The 18509-nt window shown below is 71.3% G+C and carries 13 protein-coding genes; 6 read left to right on the top strand and 7 right to left on the bottom strand.

The window, feature by feature from the left end; genetic code table 11:
- Positions 1 to 192: 192 nt before the first annotated feature.
- The 4 genes from D7X55_RS18040 to D7X55_RS18025 all read left to right on the top strand — a co-directional run bounded on the left by D7X55_RS18040 (position 193) and on the right by D7X55_RS18025 (position 2510).
- Entirely contained in the window at positions 193 to 765 is a 573-nt protein-coding gene (locus tag D7X55_RS18040; RefSeq protein WP_121723719.1) for an RNA polymerase sigma factor, read from the top strand.
- A complete protein-coding gene (locus D7X55_RS45515; protein ID WP_120548839.1) occupies positions 765 to 1310 on the top strand; it encodes a zf-HC2 domain-containing protein in 546 nt (181 codons plus the stop codon). Before D7X55_RS18040 ends, D7X55_RS45515 begins: the two co-directional genes overlap by 1 nt.
- Before the next feature lie 5 nt (positions 1311 to 1315).
- On the top strand, positions 1316 to 1804 hold the full coding sequence (locus D7X55_RS18030) for a hypothetical protein (protein WP_121723718.1): 489 nt from the start codon (positions 1316 to 1318) through the stop codon (positions 1802 to 1804).
- Between the two features lie 130 nt (positions 1805 to 1934).
- A complete protein-coding gene (locus D7X55_RS18025; protein WP_120548838.1) occupies positions 1935 to 2510 on the top strand; it encodes a DUF4136 domain-containing protein in 576 nt (191 codons plus the stop codon).
- 9 nt (positions 2511 to 2519) lie between these two features.
- Here the strand turns inward: D7X55_RS18025 and D7X55_RS18020 are convergent, their stop codons facing one another.
- From D7X55_RS18020 to uvrA, 3 genes are all read right to left on the bottom strand, one after another.
- The gene (locus D7X55_RS18020; protein WP_121723716.1) at positions 2520 to 3653 is read right to left on the bottom strand and encodes a chemotaxis protein; all 1134 of its coding nucleotides are present in this window, start codon (positions 3651 to 3653) and stop codon (positions 2520 to 2522) included.
- 84 nt (positions 3654 to 3737) lie between these two features.
- Entirely contained in the window at positions 3738 to 4301 is a 564-nt protein-coding gene (locus D7X55_RS18015; RefSeq protein WP_233609912.1) for a glutathione peroxidase, read from the bottom strand.
- A gap of 26 nt (positions 4302 to 4327) precedes the next feature.
- Positions 4328 to 9640 (bottom strand): excinuclease ABC subunit UvrA, encoded by a 5313-nt coding sequence (uvrA, locus tag D7X55_RS18010; protein WP_121723715.1) that lies wholly within the window; start codon positions 9638 to 9640, stop codon positions 4328 to 4330.
- 166 nt (positions 9641 to 9806) lie between these two features.
- On the opposite strand from uvrA, the gene D7X55_RS18005 reads away from it, so the two are divergent.
- On the top strand, positions 9807 to 10820 hold the full coding sequence (locus D7X55_RS18005) for a serine protease (RefSeq protein ID WP_120548835.1): 1014 nt from the start codon (positions 9807 to 9809) through the stop codon (positions 10818 to 10820).
- 28 nt (positions 10821 to 10848) lie between these two features.
- Here D7X55_RS18005 and D7X55_RS18000 read toward each other — a convergent pair whose 3' ends face one another.
- The gene (locus D7X55_RS18000; protein ID WP_158616224.1) at positions 10849 to 12564 is read right to left on the bottom strand and encodes a S1C family serine protease; all 1716 of its coding nucleotides are present in this window, start codon (positions 12562 to 12564) and stop codon (positions 10849 to 10851) included.
- Between the two features lie 529 nt (positions 12565 to 13093).
- Positions 13094 to 13678: a DUF2378 family protein gene (locus tag D7X55_RS17995; RefSeq protein WP_121723714.1), complete on the bottom strand. Its 585-nt coding sequence runs from the start codon at positions 13676 to 13678 to the stop codon at positions 13094 to 13096.
- A gap of 370 nt (positions 13679 to 14048) precedes the next feature.
- Here D7X55_RS17995 and D7X55_RS17990 point away from each other — a divergent pair, with 370 nt between their 5' ends.
- On the top strand, positions 14049 to 16178 hold the full coding sequence (locus D7X55_RS17990) for a M4 family metallopeptidase (protein WP_121723713.1): 2130 nt from the start codon (positions 14049 to 14051) through the stop codon (positions 16176 to 16178).
- A gap of 76 nt (positions 16179 to 16254) precedes the next feature.
- On the opposite strand, the gene D7X55_RS17985 is transcribed toward D7X55_RS17990, so the two are convergent.
- On the bottom strand, positions 16255 to 17565 hold the full coding sequence (locus D7X55_RS17985) for a M18 family aminopeptidase (RefSeq protein WP_120548831.1): 1311 nt from the start codon (positions 17563 to 17565) through the stop codon (positions 16255 to 16257).
- A 12-nt stretch (positions 17566 to 17577) separates the two neighbouring features.
- On the bottom strand, positions 17578 to 18411 hold the full coding sequence (locus D7X55_RS17980; protein ID WP_167510847.1) for a hypothetical protein: 834 nt from the start codon (positions 18409 to 18411) through the stop codon (positions 17578 to 17580).
- Positions 18412 to 18509: the final 98 nt, after the last annotated feature.

The raw sequence follows: 18509 nt of genomic DNA, 5'->3' as shown, positions 1-18509 counted from the left end.
CTCCAGAACCACCCCACCGCCTCCGCCTGAGGCCCGCTGCCCGCCCGCCTGCCCGGTTCCGGACGTCTTCCGCACGTCTTGGAGGCGAAATGCGAAGGCGAAATGCGGGCCGGAAAATAACCTTTCGTCCCCTGGAGGGTTGGAGCCCCTGTGAGCGGACGGGTCCTAGGACTGGTGCGGCCCGGTGGGGCCGTGAGCGCTCTCTCGGATGAGGCCCTGTGCGGGGCCTTCCTCGCGGGGGACGCGACGGCGTTCGCCCAGCTCTTCGAGCGGCACCGGGGGCTCGTCTTCTCCCTGATGCGCCGCTACACCGTGAGCGCGGAGGACGCGGCGGACCTGACGCAGCAGGCGTTCCTCCGGGCCCTGGAGGCGTCCCGGCGCGTGTTCGCGCGCTTCACACCCACCACGCCCACGCCGTTCCGTTCGTGGCTGGTGCGCGTGGCGCTCAACCTGGCCAAGAACCACGCGCGCCAGGGACTGCGATGGCGGCCGGTGCTGGTGGAGGCCGTGACGGACGACGTGGCGGCGGATCCAGGCGAGGGCGCGGACGCGTCACTGGAGCGCGCCCAGCAGGGCCAGAAGGTGCGCCAGGCGGTGCTCGCCCTGCCCCGCCGTCAGCGTGAGGTGCTGACGCTGCGAGTGGACGGCGGACTGCCGTTCAAGGACATCGCGGAGACGCTGGGCATCACGGAGAACAACGCGAAGGTGCAGTTCCACCTCGCGGTGAAACGCTTGAAGGCCGACGTGGCCGGGGAGACGCGGTGATGGGTGCGTGCGTGGAATACGAGGAGCAGGCGAGCCTCCACGCCGCGGAGGCGCTGGAGGGCGAGGAGGCCGCGCGCTTCCAGGCCCACCTGGAGTCCTGCGCGGCCTGCCAGGCGGAGGTGGCCTCCGCGCGCGAACTCCTGGGCCTGGTGGCGCTGCCGCCCCAGACGCCCATGGAGGTGCGCGCGCAGGAGGGCCTGGGCGCACGGACCCTGACGGCCTGGCGGCGGGAGCAGACGCGCCGGGGGATGGGCCGCCGGGCGCTGGGCTCGCTCGCGGCGGTGGCGGCGGTGGTGGCGCTGATGCTGGGCCCGTCCGCGCTGGAGCGCATCAAGGCGCCACGTCCGGTGACGACGCCCGCCGCCGTGCAGTCCGCGAGCGCGCGCGACGACGTGGACGCGGAGACGCTGGCCGCCTTCGAGGCGTGGGCCGGGTTGGATCCGCTGGAGGACGAAGGCTCGGGGTACGGCTTGGACGAGGACCTGTCGTGGGATGGCGACGACGCCGACCTGGATGGGGACTTCGACCTGGGAGAGACACTGTGAAGACGATGAAGCGGATGACCTGGGCGCTCGCGTTCACCCTGCCGGTGATGGCGTTCGCGCAGCCCATGGCGAAGGAGCCGGGAGCGCGCGACACCGAGCGCATGGCCCGCGCCGAGCAGCGGCACCGGCTGCGTCAGGTGCTGGAGCTGGCGGACACGCTGGAGCTGGACAGCGCGCAGGCCCTGAAGATGGATGAGACGCTGCGCCGCTTCGAGGACCGGCGCCGCCCGCTGCGCGAGCAGGTGCGGGACTCGGCGCGCATCCTCCACCTGGCATCGCGCGGGGACAGCGCGGCCCTGTCGCAGGTGGACGCGGCGGCGCAGAAGGTTTTCGACGCCCGGGCGCAGATCGCCGCGCTGGACCGGGAGCTGTATCAGGCTCTGGCCAAGGACCTGTCCCCGGAGAAGCGCGCGCGGCTGGCCGTGCTCATGGCCCGCTCGGAAGGGATGAAGGGGCTGAAGGCCAAGGGACTGAAGGGACCGCGCGGCGACTGAGCACGCCCCCGCCGGAAGTCGGAGGCGGACAGGCGGGCTCGGGAGGAGCATCCCCGGGGGCCATACCCAACGTCATGGCAGTGACCGTGTCCCGCCCCCGAGGGATGCGCCCTTCCTCCTGGAGGCTGCCATGCGTCTGCTGTCCCGTGCCCTTCCCCTGCTCGTGGGCCTGGGGCTCGCGTCCTGCGCGGGCGTCGATGTCGATACCAACTACGACCCCGCCGCCGTCCAGCGCCTCAACGACTTCCGCACGTATGCGTGGCTGACCCATTCCCAGCAGACGACGGACACGCGCATCAACAACGCCATCACCGATGCCCAGGTGACGGGGGCGGTGGACCGGGACCTCCAGTCGCGCGGATACCAGAAGGTGGACCCGAGCGAGAACCCGGACTTCCTCATCGGGTGGCAGGGCGCCATCGACACGCGGCTGTCCGCGGAGACGGTGGACAGCTACTGGGGCTACCCGTGGGATCCGTTCTGGGGTTCGTACTACGGGCCCTCGCAGACGTACGTGCGCCAGTACGACGTGGGCACGCTCATCCTCGACGTGGTGGACGCGCGGGAGAAGAAGCTCGTCTGGCGCGGCACGGCCCAGGCGAACCTGGGCGACAGCCCGAGCGCCCAGGCCAACGGCGACAAGGTCAACAAGGGCGTGGAGAAGATGCTGAAGGAGTTCCCGCCCAAGCTGGAGGAGAAGAAGTAGGCGCGCTGTTCAACGCGCGCGCCGCAATGCCCGCGTCAGCAACAGGCCGCCCAGCAGCCCTCCCACGCCCAGCAGCGTGAGCCAGAGGAGCACGCGCTCCACCAGCGGCTCCAGCCGGTCGAACGCGTGGTCCACCCAGCCGCGCGCCAGCCCGTCCAGTTGCTGGAGCGTGGCCACGCGCTCGGCGTGCAGCGCGTCCACCACCGCCTGCCGCTCGCGTCCCACGTCCGCGAGCACCGCCTGCCGCTCGCCGGTGACGAACTCCTGGAGGCGCAGGCGCTCTGCGTTCAACGCGTCCAGCGCCGCGCGGCGCTCGCGTTCGATGAGCGCGGGGGTGTTCGCGGCCACCGCGCCCACCCGGTCCAGCAGGTCCACCGTGCGCCCCAGCTCCGCCAGCGCGGCCTGGACGGTGGGGGCGCGCAGGGCATCCGTCGCGACGAGCTCCGCCTGCCAGCGCGCCTGACGGGGCAGGCTGGTGGCGTAGAGGTCCACGCGCGCGGTGAGGTCGCGCGTGTCCTCGGCGAGCCCGGCGGCCGTGGACCGCAGGCCCCCTCCGGACACGTCCGTCACGGAGGACAGCAGCGACGTGGTGGACTCGCGGGTCACGAGCGGCCCGGTCAGCGGATGCTCCGCCGCCCACGCGTGGACCCGCGCACGCGCCGACGACACGTCCTCGCTGCCAGTCACCTCGCGCCAGACGTCCTCCACCTGGGACTCCAGGTCCGCGAGCGTCTCATCCGCTCGCGACACCACCTCCGGCGACGGGTTCTCGGCATAGTGCGGCAGCGCGTCCCGGAGCTGAGCCAGCAGGGCCCAGGTGTCGATGAGGGCGGACACGGGGTCCGGCTGGAAGAGCGAGCTCTGCACGGCGGGCACCGCGTTGGCCTTGAAGCGCAGCATGGCCCCGGCCACCTGGGGTGAGCCGGAGCGCGCGGCCACGTCGTCCGCCATGGCCTCCAGCAGGCCGGAGAACCGCCGCGCCAGGTCTCGCACCTGGATGCGCAGCGCCGCCACGGACAGGTCGGAGTGCCCCACGCGCGTGGCCAGCTCCGAGCGCTGCGGCTTCAGCGACGCGCACCCGCCGCCCAGCGCCGCGAGCAGCACCACGGTCACGACGCGGACTGGGAAATGAACCGGGGACATGGGCCGGGCCCCAAGCTGCGCACGCCCCACCCCGCCGCCGAGCAGTCCCCCGGGGCGGAGCCAACGTCGGACGTCCGACGCCCGTCACTTCTCCGCGAGCGCCTTGTCGATGGCGGCCTTCAGCTCCGGGCTGTCAGGCGTGACGCTGCTGGGGAACGCGGCCTTCACCTGGCCGTCCTTGCCCACCACGTACTTGTGGAAGTTCCACTTGGGCTCGCCGTGGTCCTTGGCGAGGAACGCGTAGACGGGGGACTGGCCCTCGCCCTTCGTCTTCACCTTCTCGAACATGGGGAAGGAGACCTTGAAGCGCAGCTCGCAGAACCTGGCGATCTGCTCGGAGGTGCCCGGCTCCTGTCCGCCGAAGTCGTTGGACGGGAAGCCCAGGACGACGACGCCCTTGTCCTTGTAGCCGTCGTAGAGCGCCTGGAGGCCCTTGTACTGCGGCGTGTAGCCGCACTCGGACGCGGTGTTCACGACGAGGGCGACCTTGCCCTGGAAGTCCGACAGCTTCTCGGGCTTGCCGTCGAGCCGGTTGGCGGAGAGCTGGTGGAAGGACATGGCTTTCTTCTCGGTCTTCTTGTCCTCGGCGGAGGCCGCCGTGGAGAGGGAGAGCACCACCACGGCGGTGCACAGCAGGGAGGTTCGCATGGAGCCCTCAGGATGCCGGATTGGGCTCACCCTTTCACCGTCCCCGTGAGGCGGCGCGAGCTCCGGGGTTCTTCAGCGGAAAAAAGCGACTTGAGCACCCGGCCCGTGGGCGTCTTGAGCTTCGCCACCTCGCGAGGCGTGCCTTCGCCCACGATGCGGCCACCACCCTCGCCGCCCTCCGGCCCCAGCTCCACGACATGGTCTCCCGCGGCGATGACCGACGGGTGGTGCTCGATGACGACCAGCGTGTCGCCCCGGTCCACCAGGCGGCCCATGAAGGTGATCAGCTTCTCCACGTCGCCCAGGTGCAGGCCCGTGGTGGGCTCGTCCAGCACGTACAGCGTGGGCTCGTGGCGTGACGTCGCCGTCAGCTCCGCGGCCAGCTTGAGGCGCTGGGCTTCACCGCCGGACAGCGTGTTGGAGCCCTGGCCCAATTGCAGATAACCCACGCCCAGGTCCGCGAGGCACTCCAGCGGCGCGGCGACCTTGGGCAGCGCGCGGAAGACGTCCTTGGCCTCGTCCGCGGACAGGCGCAGCACGTCGCCCACGGTGAGGCCGTGGTAGCGGACCTCCAGCGTGGCGGCGTCGAAGCGCGCCCCGTTGCAGGCCTCGCACGGCGTGACGACGTCCGGCAGGAAGGACATCTCATGGGAGATGGCGCCCTGCCCTTCGCACACCTTGCAGCGGCCACCGGCCGCCGTGTTGAAGGAGAAGCGCGCGGGCCCGAAGCCGCGGATCTTCGCCTCGGGCGTGGCCGCGAACACGCGGCGCAGCTCGTCCCAGATGCCCAGGAACGTCGCCGGCACGGAGCGCGGCGTGCGCCCGATGGGCGACTGGTCCACCGACAACACCCGCTTGATGGACTCCGTGCCCTTGAGCGCGTCGAACGCGCCGGGCTTCGCCGTGACGAGCCCCAGCTTGTCGCGCAGCGCCGGGTACAGCACCTGGCGGATGAGCGTGCTCTTGCCGGAGCCCGACACGCCGGAGACGACGTTGAGCCGTCCCACCGGGAGCCTGAGGTCCACGCGCTGGAGGTTGTTCGCGCGAGCGCCCTTCAGCTCCACCCAGGCCTTGGGCTCACCCCGGCCGGACGGAGGCCGCACCTGCGCGGCCCGCAGCGCCTGCGCGGTGGGCGAGTCCGACTCCAGCACCACGTCCGGCGTGCCCTCCGCCAGGATGTGGCCGCCGCCCCGGCCGCCCGTGGGCCCCAGGTCCAGCAGGTGATCCGCCGCGCGGATGGTGTCCGAGTCGTGCTCCACCACCAGCACCGTGGAGCCCGTCTCCACCAGCGCGCGCAGGTTGTCGAGCAGCCGGTGCGTGTCGCGCGGGTGCAGGCCGATGGTGGGCTCATCCAGCACGTACATCGCGCCGGTGAGGCCGGCGCCCAACTGCGCGGACAGGCGCAGGCGCTGCATCTCGCCGCCGGACAGCGTGGCGGCGTTGCGGTCCAGGGACAGGTAGCCCAGGCCCACGCGCTCCAGGAACTCCAGCCGCCGCAGCATCTCCTGCCGCGCCGTCTCGCCGAGCAACGCCCGGTCGCCCTTGAGCTTCCACGAGCGCACGCGCGCGAGCGTGGCCGTCACCGACGCCTGCACGACCTCATGGTAGCGCGCGCCCTCCAGCCGCACCGCGCGCGGCACCGGAGACAGGCGGGTGCCCGAGCACGTGCGGCACGGGGCCGTCTCGCCCTCGGCCATCGCAGAAGCGCCGCCCTGCACGCCGGTGCCCTCGCACGACTCGCAGCGGCCCTGCTTCGTGTTGAAGGAGAACCAGCGGGGGTCGAGCTCCGGCACGGCGGTGCCGCACTTCGGGCAGGTGCGCTCGCTGGACAGGAGCGTCTCCGCCTTGCCCGTGCGCAGCTTCACCGCGCCCTTGCCCCAGTTGAGCGAGGCCTCGAACAGCTCGCGCGGCAGCTTCGCGAGCTTGCCCTCGTACATCACGAGGTCGATGTCGTGTTCCTTCGTCTTCGCCAGGCGCGGCGGGTTGTCCGTGGACGCCAGCTCCCCGTCGACGATGGCCTGGGTGATGCCCGCGCGGGCCGCCGCGGTGAAGACGTCCAGGTACGTGCCCTTGCGAGCGCGCACCGCGGGCGCCAGCACCTGACCGTCGCCCTTCGTCGCCAGCACCTGCGCGTAGAGCGCGGCCGGCGTGGTGGCGCCAATGGGCGTGTCGTCATGCGGGCAGTGCGGCTCGCCAATCTTCGCGTACATGAGCCGCAGGTAGTGGGCCACCTCCGTGACGGTGGCCACGGTGCTGGTGGCCCCCGCGCGCGACGTGCGCTGCTCCAGCGCCACGGTGGGCGGGATGCTGCTGATGCGCTCCACGTCCGGGCGCGGCAGCGTGGGCAAAAACTGCCGGGCGTACGGCGTCAGCGTCTCCAGGAAGCGGCGCTGGCCTTCCGCGAAGACGACGTCGAACACCAGCGAGCTCTTGCCGGAGCCGCTGGGCCCCGTCACCACCGTCATCTTCCCCAGCGGGATGCGGCAGGACACGTCCTTGAGGTTGTGCTCGCGCGCGTGCTCCACCTCGATGGCGGGCGGCGCCTCCTTCCCCGGACGGCGCAGCTTCACCGCCTTCGCCAGCGGCTTGCCCTCGCCCCGGAGCGCGGCGGCGGTGGCGCTGCCCTTCACCTTCGCCACGTCGGAAGGCGTGCCCTCCGCCACCAGCCGGCCACCGTCCCGGCCGCCCTTGGGCCCCAGGTCGATGATCCAATCCGAGCCCTTCATCACCGACACGTCGTGGTCCACCACGAGCACGCTCGCACCCCGGTCCACCAGCGCGTGCAGGGACGCCATCACGTGCCGCACGTCCTCCGCGTGGAGGCCAGCGCTCGGCTCGTCGATGAGGAACAGCGTGCCCTTGGCGTCGCTGGCCAGCGCGCGCGCCAGCTTCAGCCGCTGCGCCTCACCACCGGACAGCGTGGACAGGGGCTGGCCCAGGGGCAGGTAGCCCAGGCCCAGCCGCTGCGCGGGCCCCAGCGTGCGCTTCAGTGCCGAATCGTCGCCGAAGTGCTGGAGCACCTCGTCCACCGTCATCTCCAGCACCTGCGCCACGCTGAAGCCCTGGTGGCGGACGGCGAGCACCTCCTCCTTGAAGCGCCGGCCCCGGCACACCGCGCACAACAGGGCCACGTCCGCGAGGAACTGCATCTCCACCGTCTCGTAGCCTTCACCGGAGCAGGCCTCGCAGCGGCCCTTGTCCACGTTGAAGGAGAAGTGCGCGGACGTCAGGCCCCGCGCCTCCGCGTCCGGCTCCGAGGCGAAGCGCTCGCGCAGCCGGTCCCACGCCTTGGTGTACGTGGCCGCGTTGCCGCGCGACGTGCGACCCAGCGGGGACTGATCCACGAAGGTGATGGCCTCCACCTGCGCCCCGCCCTCCACCGCCGCCACGTCGCCGGGGGCCTCCACGTCCTTCACGCCCAGCCCGCGCGCCAGGTGCCGGTAGAGGACCTCATCCATCAGGGTGCTCTTGCCGGAGCCGCTGGGGCCGGTGATGGCGCACAGCACGCCCAGCGGCACGCGCACGGACACGTCCTTGAGGTTGTGCTCGCGCGCCTCGCGGATGACGATCTCCCCCGTGCGGGTACGCGGCGTGCGCGGCGCCTCCGCGCCACCGGACAGCATCCGGCCCGTGGGCAGGTCCTGCCGCTTCGCCAGCGCCTCCGGGGTGCCGTCGAAGCACAGCGTGCCGCCGTGGCGGCCGGCGCCCGGGCCCAGCTCCAGCACGCGGTGCGCGGAGCGGATGATCAGCGGATCATGCTCGATGACCAGCGCGATGTTGCCCCGGTCCGCCAGCTCCGCGATGGCCTCCGTCAGGGGCGGCACGTCCCCCGGGTGCAGGCCCACGGTGGGCTCGTCCAGGACGAAGAGCGCGCCGGTGAGCGACGTGCCCAGCGCCGCGGTCAGCGACACGCGCTGCGCCTCGCCGCCGGACAGCGTGCGCGCGGGCCGGTCCAGCGTGAGGTAGCCCAGGCCCACGCGCTGCAGGTAGCGCAGGCGCGCGGACAGCTCGCGCCGGGCCAGATCGCCCTGCCCCGTCAGCGTCTTCAGCGCGTCCAGCCGCGCCAGCGCGTCCGTCAGCTCCAGGCCGTGCCAGCCCGGCAGGTCCAGGCCGCCCACGCGCCACGCGCGGGCCTGCTCGTTGAGGCGCGCGCCGTGACAGGCCTCGCAGAGCGTGTACGCGCGATAGCGCGCCAGGAGCACGCGCACGTGCATCTTGTACGTGCGGCTCTCCATCCACCGGAACCACGCGCGCACGCCCGGGTAGACGCGGCCGCCGTCGTAGTCGCCCTCGCCCTGGAGCACCGCCTCGCGCTGGGCTTCAGTGAGCTTCTCCCACGGCTTGTCGAAGGGGATGCCCTTCTGCCGGCAGTAGCGCTGGAGCATGTCGCGCTCCCACGTCGTGGACTGGCCGGACCACGGGCGGATGGCCCCCTGCGCCAGGCTCAGGCCCGGGTTGGGGATCACCTTCCCCCAGTCGATGCCGATGGTGCGCCCGAAGCCCCGGCACGGCGCGCACGCGCCCACCGGGCTCTGGTAGCTGAACAGGCCCGGCCGCGCGAGCTCGAACTCCCGCGCGCACCTGGGGCACACCAGGCCCCGGCGCAGCTTCTTCGGCGCGGTGTCCGGCAGGAAGAGGAACGCCTCTCCGTCCGCGCGCGCCCACGCGTCCTCCAGGGCCTGCGTGACGCGGGACAGGTTCGCGTCCGCCAGCTTCACGCGGTCCACCACCACCTGCGCCACGCCCGCGGGGTCGGTGGCCTCGCCCGGCTTGAGCGTCTCCAGCTCCTTCACCTCGCCCTGCACCATCAGCCGGTGGTAGCCGTCCTTCAGCAGGCGGGCGCGCGCGTCGATGAACGCCGCCGTGTCGGGGATGCGCACGGGCCAGGTGAAGACGGCGGCCGCGTCCGGGTGCTCACGCAGCGCGGCCTTCGCGGCCACGCGCGCGTCGGTGCGCACCGCCTCCAGGCCACAGTCCGGACACACCGGCATCGCCTCGCGCGTGAAGAGCGCGGACAGGTACGGCTCCACGTCCGCCAGCGTCGCCACCGTGGAGCGCGAGCTCTTCACCGGCGCGCGCCGGTCCACCGCGACGCCCGCCGCCACCGGCTCCAGCGCGTCCATGGGCGGCCGCTCCAGCCGCTCGAGGAACTGCCGGGCATACGGGCTGAAGCTCTCCACGAACCGCCGCTGGCCCTCCGCGTAGAGCGTGTCCAGCGCGAGGCTCGATTTGCCGCCTCCGGACACGCCGGTGACGCAGACGAACTCTCCTTCGGAGAGATCGACGGACAAATCCTTGAGGTTGTGGGTGCGGGCGCCGACGAGGTGGGTCTTGTGCATTCCGGCCGGAGGTTTAACGACCGGACACTCGCGCGCCAATCACAACATGACGGCCAACACCGCCCTGCCCGTGGGTTGGGTGGGGGGCGGGCAGGCTGATACAACCTGCCACGGCCGATAGCATCCCAGGTGTTCCATGGGAATGCCGGCCGGAACGGGGGTGGCCATGTCCGACGACGTCCAGGCGCGCCGCGAGCGCGCCGAAGAGGCCCTGCGGCGCGCGAGTGCCTCCCTGGTGTTGCTGGAGCTGGGCGGCCACACCGCCACGGGCTTCGTCATCTCCTCCGAGGGCCACGTCGTCACCAGCCTCCACGCGGTGGCCAGCGCGCGCGCCATCACCGCCGTGCTGCCGGACGGGCTGCGCTCCCCGGTGGTGCAGGTGGCGGCCGTGGACGAGCGGCGCGACCTGGCCCTCCTGTGCCTGTCCGTCGCGGACCTGGTGCCCGCCCTGCCGCTGGGCCCGGCCCTGCTGCCCACCGAAGGCGAAGTGCTGCACGTGGTCCAGGCCCACGCGGACCGGCCTCCCGAAACGCGCGCCCTGGAGGTCCGCGCGGTGCAGGTGCTGGGCGAATGGCTCACCCTGCTGGAGCTGTCCCGCACGCTGCCGGAGGACGCGTCCGGGTCACCGGTGCTGGACGCGCGGGGGCAGGTGGTGGGGCTGGCCACCGCGGCGCTCGCCAACGGCCGCGCGCTGGGGCTGGTCATCCCGGTGCGCTACATCTCGCCGCTGCTCAAGGCGCCCGGCCCGCCGCGCCCCCTGTCCGCGCTGGACGCGCCCCGGCAGCGCGCCAGCCGCGTGCGCCAGGTGCCGCAGCATCCCGTGGGCCTCCTGGAGGGTTGCGCGACGCCCGCCGTGGAGTCCGTGGCCGCGCTCCTGGGCCAGGCCATCAACGTGGGCGCCCCCGCCTACAACCGGGGCGACGTGGAGGGGTGCTACCGCCTCTACGCGCACACCGCCGAACAGCTCATCGACGAGCGCGACGACTGCCCCGGCGTCCAGCGCGCGCTGCGCGACGGCCTCCTGCGCTGTGAAGGCCTGAAGGACGTGGAGGACCGCGCCTGGGCCCTGCGCGACACGTTCGACGGGCTGATGGACGTCATCGGCCGGTGGCGCCAGTCCCGGCCGGCCCCCTCCGCCTCCGCCAGCAAGCGCCCCCCGCCGAAGTCGTATCTCAACTAGGGTCGCGACCTGACAAAAGCCACAGGGCCTACCGCCGCCATTCCAGGGGAACGTTCTTCTCCGCGGCGTAGCGCTCCAGCTCGGCGAGTTGCTGGCTCGCCAGCTTCAGCTCCTCCTCCACCTCTTGCTGGCGCTTCGCCACCGGCTTGCCGGAGGACTCGTCCTTGCGCAGCCGCGCGCGCTCCTCCTCGATGCGGGTGACACGCGCACGGGCCTTGCCGAAGGACGAGCGCCACCGCTCCTCCTCCTCTCGTGAGCGGGTCCCCGCCAGCCGCTGCTTGAAGCGCTCCCGCTCCCAGCGCTTGATGCCCGTGGGGTTCCGGCTCCACGTCTCACGGGCCTCCCGCACGTCCTTGAGCGACACCTCGATGCGCTCCTGGTTCTCACCACTCCCCTGCCCTGACTTCAGCCAGGCGGTGCCGGCTTCCGGCAACGAGCAGGTCTCGACGGGCAGCCGCGCCCCGCCGATGTGGATGCCTCGGGTGAGGCCTCGCGAGAGGAACCAGCGCAGCCTCCTCGAGTCCTCCTGCGCCGCCAGGGACTGGCTCAGCGGCCGCCAGTCCTCGAACTCCAGGTCCAGCGTGCACGTCTTGCCCTCCGCCTCCAGCTCCATGCGGCGCTTCACGGCCGTGGGTGGCGAGTCGAACCGCTCGACCACCAGCACGAAGAGCCCCAGCCCGTCGACCCGCTGCACCGAGAGGAGCACCTGCTGCTCGGTGTCCACCTGGAAGCGCTTCACCTCGCGCTCCTCGTCACGCGCCACGCGCTCGAGCAACTGCTTCCAGCGCTCCGTGGACTCGGGCGTGGTGGGCACGGAGACGAGCTTGCTCGCGTAGGCGATGGGCAGCGCCAGCCCCAGCCCATCCGCGTTCTCGATTTTCATCGAGACGACGCCCACCACCTCGCCGCGTCCATTCAACAGCGGTCCGCCACTGTTGCCCGGATTCACCGAGGCATTGAATTGCACATAGCCAGTGCCCAGATACTGCCGGCCCACGAAGCCCACCTTCCCCTCGTGCACGGTGAAGTCCAGGCCCTTGGGACTGCCAATGAAGACCAGCGGGTCTCCGGGCTCCAGGCGCGTGACGTCACCCAGTGGCAGTGGCGCCGCCTTCGCGCCCACGACACGGACAGTGGCGAGGTCCAGATCCACGTCACTGGCGACCGTCTCGCCGAGCAACTCCCGCCCGTCCGCGAGCACCGCCGTCATGAGCTTGCCCGCCGGACACACCACGTGCTCGTTGGTCAGCACCAGCTCCGAGTCCACGAAGAAGCCGGAGCCCACCTTGCTCCCACATCGCAGGGTCAACGTGCTCGGGCCGGCGCGGCGTGAAATCTCCGCGGTGGAGAGGGCCGGCGGCACGGGAGCAGCCTCGCCCGGAAGGGCTTCACCCGCCACGAGGGCCATGACATTCGAGCGGGTGCCAGCGAAGCGCGGAGAACGGGCCACCCAGATGCCGCCCAGCAATCCGAACAGGATGCAGAGGCCCACGAGCCCCCTCGAGCTTCGACGAGGGGGCTCCTGGACGGGCACCACCGCCTCCACGAAGGGCCGCAAGTCCGCGCGGGCGCCCTGGGCGCGCAGCATTTTCAGGAGTTTCTCCGCGAAGGCGCGAAAGACGCCACGGGCCAGGGGGGCCCCTGACGTCGCGAGCAGGCTCCGCGCCTCGGAGAACGAGGGCGCGGGTGGGCCCAGCAGCGAGATGGCCCGCGCCAGTTCGAAGCGCGTCCGCTCGTCAGCCACCGCATCCCGCAACACCACATCGACCCGGAGGCTGGCGCCGCACACACAGCGCGCCACGTTCCCCGCATCCGGCGCACCACACCGGAGGCACCTCAGCTCGACCGACTCCGACATTCCCGCGCTCCCCCTGCGACGACCCGGGTTCAGGGTGCTCGTGCGTCACCCGCGAGGACCCGGGCACCCCTCGACAGCGCCCACCATCATGCCTCCGAACGCTCGTGGAGTCCCGGCCGCCCCCATCGGCACTCCGCGTGACTCCGGGTCGACCTCGGAGCGCTCCTCGAAGCAGCAGACCGCCTCCGCGCAGTCGAAGCGACGCGTCAGCGGGAAGCGCGTGTGGATGGCGTTGGGGTAGCGGCGCGCCAGGTCCCGCGGCGCTTCCGCGAAATCAGCGGCCTTGCGGCAGCGTGTGCCTTGACGAAGTGACGCCCTGTCCGAGGCTCCACCGCGCAGAAGAGACGGGCTCCTGCATGTCGACCCTCCCATCGGGTCGGCATGCAGCCTCGGCGGACCTCATCCGGGACGAGGACTAGCCCTCGTCCCAGCGGATCCGCAGCGAATAGGTGTGCTCGGCGCGCTCCAGCACGTCCACGCGCGGCAGCACCCGGGTGCGGCGCAGCACCTGCTCCATCACGCCCGCCACGAAGTCCGGCAGCGGATCCGCGTCCACCACGCGCGCACGCCACTCCCTGGCGCGCACCGGCTCCAGCATCAGCTTCATGTCCTCGCGGCCCGCGCGCAGGTACGTGGGCAGCCGCGCCAGGCACCGCTCCGCGCCCAGCAGCGGCATCGCCGCGGCGAAGATGCGCCCCACCAGCGTCTGCGCGAAGCCCTCCACGTAGTGCGTGCCCAGCACGCGGTTGGCGTCCTCGCTGGGGAGCCCCGGGCACGCATGCCGCCGCGCCACCGCCAGCGACGCGCGCCAGACCTCCAGCGGGAGCACCTCCTCCACCGCGTCCGGGTCGTAGCCCACGTCACGCAGCGCCTGCGCGAACGGGCCCGACGGCCGCAGCGCGTGCTGGAACAGGCCTTCGAAGTTGCGGCGCGGCACGCACACCGGCAGCAGCGGAAGCGCGCGCGCCTCCTGCATCTCCGGATGAATCGACAGCTCCATGTTTCAACCCCCCCAGGGTCCAGCCCCCGCACCATCCCGGCCGGGAAACCGCGTCGCAGTGTATCAGCCTCCGTGCGGCCGGCCTGCCTGCCCGGCTGCCGCCCCAGTGGACTTTTCTGACGATTTTCAACGCATTTCCTGTCTCCCCGCGCGCTGATCCATGACTCCCTGCGTCGGGTCTTTCAGGAATTCGGGTCACAGCTGACCCCTACTGAAAGCAAATTTTCCGTGTCAACCGTTGGATTCACAGGAAGTCCACCAGCGTAATCCCCTGAATTCTGGGATGGCGCGTTAACTTCTTCAACCCATCGGAAACTCTCTGAATCGGTCGTGCGAGAATTGTTCATCCCCCTTGCAGCGTGAGTGTTCAATGACCATTCGCCGCACCGAAGGTTCGACGCCCGTTTCTCTCCGTCCCACCACCGACACCTCCGCGCCGGCGAAGGCCAAGAACGTCCTTCGCGTGAAGGATGGCTTCGAAGTCTCCCGCACCGGCGCCGCCGCCGGTGCGCAGCCCACGGCCGCCGCCGCGGCGACGACCCAGGCTTCCTCCACGGGGGCCAGCTCCGCTCCGGTGGGCCGCCTCCCCCTGGACAGCAAGGAGGCCCAGCAGGCAATCCAGACGTCCCTGAAGGCCCTGACCCCGCCGCTGACCGCGTCGAACCTGCTGGCCGCGAACAAGGCCGGCCCGACGCTGGCCCCCAGGAGCGTGGAGCGCGACGAGCTGGGCATGACGCACGTGCGCCTGGACCGCATGCACGAGGGCGTGAAGGTCTTCGGCGAGCAGGTCATCAGCCACCTGGGCGCGGACGGCAAGGTGTCCAGCGTCACCGGTGAGCAGAACCCCATCCCGGCGGGCCTGGGCAACCAGAAGGTCAAGCTGGCGCCGCAGCAGGCCATCGACATCGCGAAGAAGGAGCTGGGCGGCAAGGCCGACAAGCAGCCCTCTTCCGAGCGCGTCGTCTACCAGGACGCGGACGGCAAGTACCGCGCCGCCTACCAGGTGGAAGTGACGCAGATCGCCGGCCAGGAGAAGCCCAAGAAGCAGAACTACATCATCGACGCCAACACCGGCGCGGTGCTGGAGAGCTACAACAAGATTGGCGGCTGGACGAAGAAGGCCGCCGCCGCGCTGCAGGTCAACGGCACCGCCAGCCCGAACGTCGCCATCCCGGACAAGGGCCAGGTCCAGTCGAAGATCAACATCCCGGACGGCGTGACGGTGGACAAGCTGTCCGTCGACCTGAACATCAAGCACACCTGGAGCGGCGACCTGAAGGTCACGGTCACCAGCCCCTCCGGCAAGTCCGCCGTGGTGCAGGACCGCAAGGGCGGCTCCAAGGACGACATCTCGGGCTCGTTCGACCTCTCCGAGGCCTTCAAGGGCGAGAGCGCCAAGGGCGAGTGGACCGTCACCGTCGAGGACAAGGCCGCGCGTGACACGGGCACCCTGAACAACTGGAGCCTGAACATCACCGCGAAGGAGACCACGCCTCCGCCGACGGATCCGCAGAACCCGCCCACGGGCACCGCGGACGACCTGTCCATGTACAGCGGCCACGTGGACCTGAAGACCAAGAAGGAAGCGGACGGCACGTACTCGCTGGAGGACTCGACGCGCGGCAAGGGCGTGGTGACCTACGACGCGAACAACAAGACCACCGCGTCCGGCCAGACGAAGATCACCGACGACAACGACAAGTGGGGCGAGGCCACCGACCCGGCGCGCGCCAAGGCCGCCGTGGACGCGCACTACGGCGCGGCGACGACCTACGACTTCTACAAGAACATCCTGGGCCGCGACTCCATCGACGGCGCGGGTGAGAAGCTCACCAGCTACGTGCACGTGCGCAACAACTACGTGAACGCGTTCTGGGACGGCGAGAAGATGAGCTACGGCGACGGCGACGGGAAGCAGTCCGGCCCGCTCACCACGCTGGACATCGCGGGCCACGAGATCACCCACGGCCTCACCGAGCGCACCGCGGGCCTCATCTACAGCGGCGAGTCCGGCGGCCTGAACGAGGCCTTCTCCGACATCATGGGCACGGGCGTGGAGTGGTACGCCGCGAAGAACAACCCCGAGGCCAAGTGGAACTGGACCGTGGGCGAGGCCGCCTGGACGCCGAACAACGGCACCAACGAGGACGGCCTGCGCTACATGAACGACCCGACCAAGGACGGCTACTCGGTCGACAACTACAAGAACTACCCGAAGCAGACGGAGGTGCACGGCTCCAGCGGTATCGCCAACAACGCCTTCTACCTGCTCGTGGAGGGTGGCAAGAACCGCACCTCCGGCCTGGAAGTGAAGGGCGGCATCGGGATGGAGGACGGCCTGAAGATCTTCGGCCGCGCCCTCACCACGTACATGACGCCGAAGACGACGTTCGCCCAGGCGCGTGAGGCCACCATCAAGGCCGCCACGGACCTGCACGGCGCGGACTCCGTCCAGGTGCAGAAGGTGAAGGACGCCTGGACCGCGGTGGGCGTGAACTAGCCCTCACGCTGAACGGCGCCTGAAACACCCGAGGCGGGTCCGGTCATCACCGGGCCCGCCTCTTCCTTTTGCCGCCTTACGCGAAGAAGCGCGACAGCACCGCCACCATGCGGGCCACGTCGGACGCGGCGGCCAGCTCGCGGATGGAGTGCATGGACAGCATGGGGTTGCCCACGTCCACCGTGCGGATGCCCAGCTGGCCCGCGGTGATGGGGCCAATGGTGCTGCCGCAGCCCAGGTCCGTGCGCGTGACGAAGTGCTGCGGCGTGACGCCGGCCTCCTTGCACAGCGCCGCGAAGTGCGCCCACGACTCGCCGTCCGTCGCGTAGGACTGGTTGACGTTGGTCTTGATGACCGGGCCGCCGCCCAGCTGCGGCTGGTGCCTGGGCTCGTGCATGGACGAGTAGTTGGGGTGCACCGCGTGCGCCATGTCCGCGCTCACCAGGAACGAGCGGCGGATGGCGCGGTGGAACGCGTCCGCGCGCCCATCCGAGTGCGCCTGGACGATGCGCTCCAGCAGGTCCTTCAGGAACGGCGACGCGGCGCCCTGCGCGCTGCGGCTGCCGCACTCCTCGTGGTCATAGAGCACCACGCCCACCGTGGCCTCGCGGGGGCCGGTGTCCTTGAGCAGCGCGGTGAGGCCGGTGTGGCAGCTGGCCAGGTTGTCCAGGCGGGGCGCGTGGAGGAACTCCCCGTGCAGGCCGGAGCGCGTGGACGGCTGCAAGTCATAGAGGCACAGGTCGTAGCCCAGCAGGTCGTCCGTGGCGGCCTTCACGCCAGAGCGGCCCAGCTCCTCCACGAGCAGCGCCTTCAGCTCCGCGGGGCCCGCGCTCTCCAGGCCCAGCACGGGGACCATGTGCTCCTGCGGGTTCAACTTCAGCCCGTCCGTGTTGACGCCCCGGTTGAGGTGGATGGCCAGGTTGGGCACGCGCAAGAGCGGCCGGCGGAAGTCCACCAGGTGGTGCTGGGGGCGGCCGTTGTGCAGCGTCACCACGCGGCCCGCGAGCGACAGGTCGCGGTCCGTCCACGTGTGCAGGAGCACCCCGCCGTAGATTTCCACGCCCAGCTGCTGGTAGCCGTGGCGGTTGACGGGCGCGTTGGGCTTGAGGCGCAGGTTGGGGGAATCCGTGTGCGAGCCCACCAGCCGGAAGCCGGTGGTGTCCACGGGCTTCGTGCCCAGCTGGAAGGCGGCGATGCTGGTGTCGCCGCGGATGACGAAGACCTTGTCGCCGGGCTTCAGCGACCAGGACTCGCGCTCGTCCAGCTCGCGGAAGCCCGCGGCGGTGAGGCGGCGGGCCGTCTCGCGCACGGCGTGGTACGGCGTGGGCGACGCGTCGATGTACTGGAGGAGGTCGTTGGCCTGCGTGTCGATGTCGGTCGGGCTCATGGGCCCGGCACGCTAACGCCGTCCGGCCCCGCTGCCACGTCCGACTGTCACCGCCCGGACAGGCGGAGGGGCGCCCGCCGGCAGGACGGTGGAGGAGGGGCGCGTCCCGGGCGCCGCGTCCAGGAACGTCCCCAGGAGCACCCACCGGCGCGCCGCGTCCTCCTTGCCCGGCTTCGCGGCCAGCGGCGTCGTGTAGTGCCAGAAGGGCAGCCGGTACACGGTGACGCCGCCCACGGTGCTGACCTTCGTCAGCTCGGAGAAGTGCCCGTCCTTCGCGTACACGAGGTACTGGTGGTCCACGGCGGGCTGCGTGAGGCTCACGTGCATGTCCACGTAGCCGTCGCGCGCGTCCGCCTCCTCCGGGTGGTGGTCGTTGTGCGGGCCCGTGTAGTCCCCCGGGCCGTAGCAGAGCACCTGGATGCCCCAGCCCCGCTTGAGCGGCCGGCCGCTCACCGTGGCCGCGAAGGCCGCGAACGTGTCCGAGCGCAGGAGCGCCGTGAGCCCCACGCTTTCCGCCGCGCGCCACGAGCGCGAGCGCCGGCTCTCCAGGAGCGCCGTGCGCACGCGCACCGTCTTGGGCAGCGCCTCCGTGTAGTTCTCCACCATGCCGGAGATGGAGTCCTCCGGGATGGGGTCCTCCATGGTGACGAGCGTGTCGCGCAGCGCGGCATCCAGGATGTCTCGCGCCTCCGCCGCCTTCTTCACGTCGATGACGCCCTGCAGCGCGATGAAGGGACGCGTGGGGTCCAGCAGCGCGCCGCAGGTCTCGGAGTCTCGGCCTTCGAGAATGCGGCGGCCCTTGGGGGTGAGCAGGTCGGCGAACTGGGTGGGCAGGCGCGGGGACATGGCGCGCACCATACCGGGACGGTTGCGGAACGCACGCGCCGGAGGGGGCGGGCAAGGCAACTCCCCTGCTCTCCCGGCGATAATCCGGTACTCCGACA

The sequence above is a fragment of the Corallococcus sp. AB049A genome, assembly GCF_003668885.1.
GTDB lineage: Bacteria > Myxococcota > Myxococcia > Myxococcales > Myxococcaceae > Corallococcus > Corallococcus interemptor.
This window is presented reverse-complemented; position numbering and strand designations above follow the sequence as displayed.

Coding starts and splice junctions, on each gene's coding strand:
- D7X55_RS18015 (WP_233609912.1), bottom strand. CDS start 4,301: ATGCGAACCTCCCTGCTGTGCACCGCCGTGGTGGTGCTCTCCCTCTCC.
- D7X55_RS45515 (WP_120548839.1), top strand. CDS start 765: ATGGGTGCGTGCGTGGAATACGAGGAGCAGGCGAGCCTCCACGCCGCG.
- uvrA (WP_121723715.1), bottom strand. CDS start 9,640: ATGCACAAGACCCACCTCGTCGGCGCCCGCACCCACAACCTCAAGGAT.
- D7X55_RS17985 (WP_120548831.1), bottom strand. CDS start 17,565: ATGAGCCCGACCGACATCGACACGCAGGCCAACGACCTCCTCCAGTAC.
- D7X55_RS18025 (WP_120548838.1), top strand. CDS start 1,935: ATGCGTCTGCTGTCCCGTGCCCTTCCCCTGCTCGTGGGCCTGGGGCTC.
- D7X55_RS17995 (WP_121723714.1), bottom strand. CDS start 13,678: ATGGAGCTGTCGATTCATCCGGAGATGCAGGAGGCGCGCGCGCTTCCG.
- D7X55_RS18005 (WP_120548835.1), top strand. CDS start 9,807: ATGTCCGACGACGTCCAGGCGCGCCGCGAGCGCGCCGAAGAGGCCCTG.
- D7X55_RS18020 (WP_121723716.1), bottom strand. CDS start 3,653: ATGTCCCCGGTTCATTTCCCAGTCCGCGTCGTGACCGTGGTGCTGCTC.
- D7X55_RS18030 (WP_121723718.1), top strand. CDS start 1,316: ATGAAGCGGATGACCTGGGCGCTCGCGTTCACCCTGCCGGTGATGGCG.
- D7X55_RS17990 (WP_121723713.1), top strand. CDS start 14,049: ATGACCATTCGCCGCACCGAAGGTTCGACGCCCGTTTCTCTCCGTCCC.
- D7X55_RS17980 (WP_167510847.1), bottom strand. CDS start 18,411: ATGTCCCCGCGCCTGCCCACCCAGTTCGCCGACCTGCTCACCCCCAAG.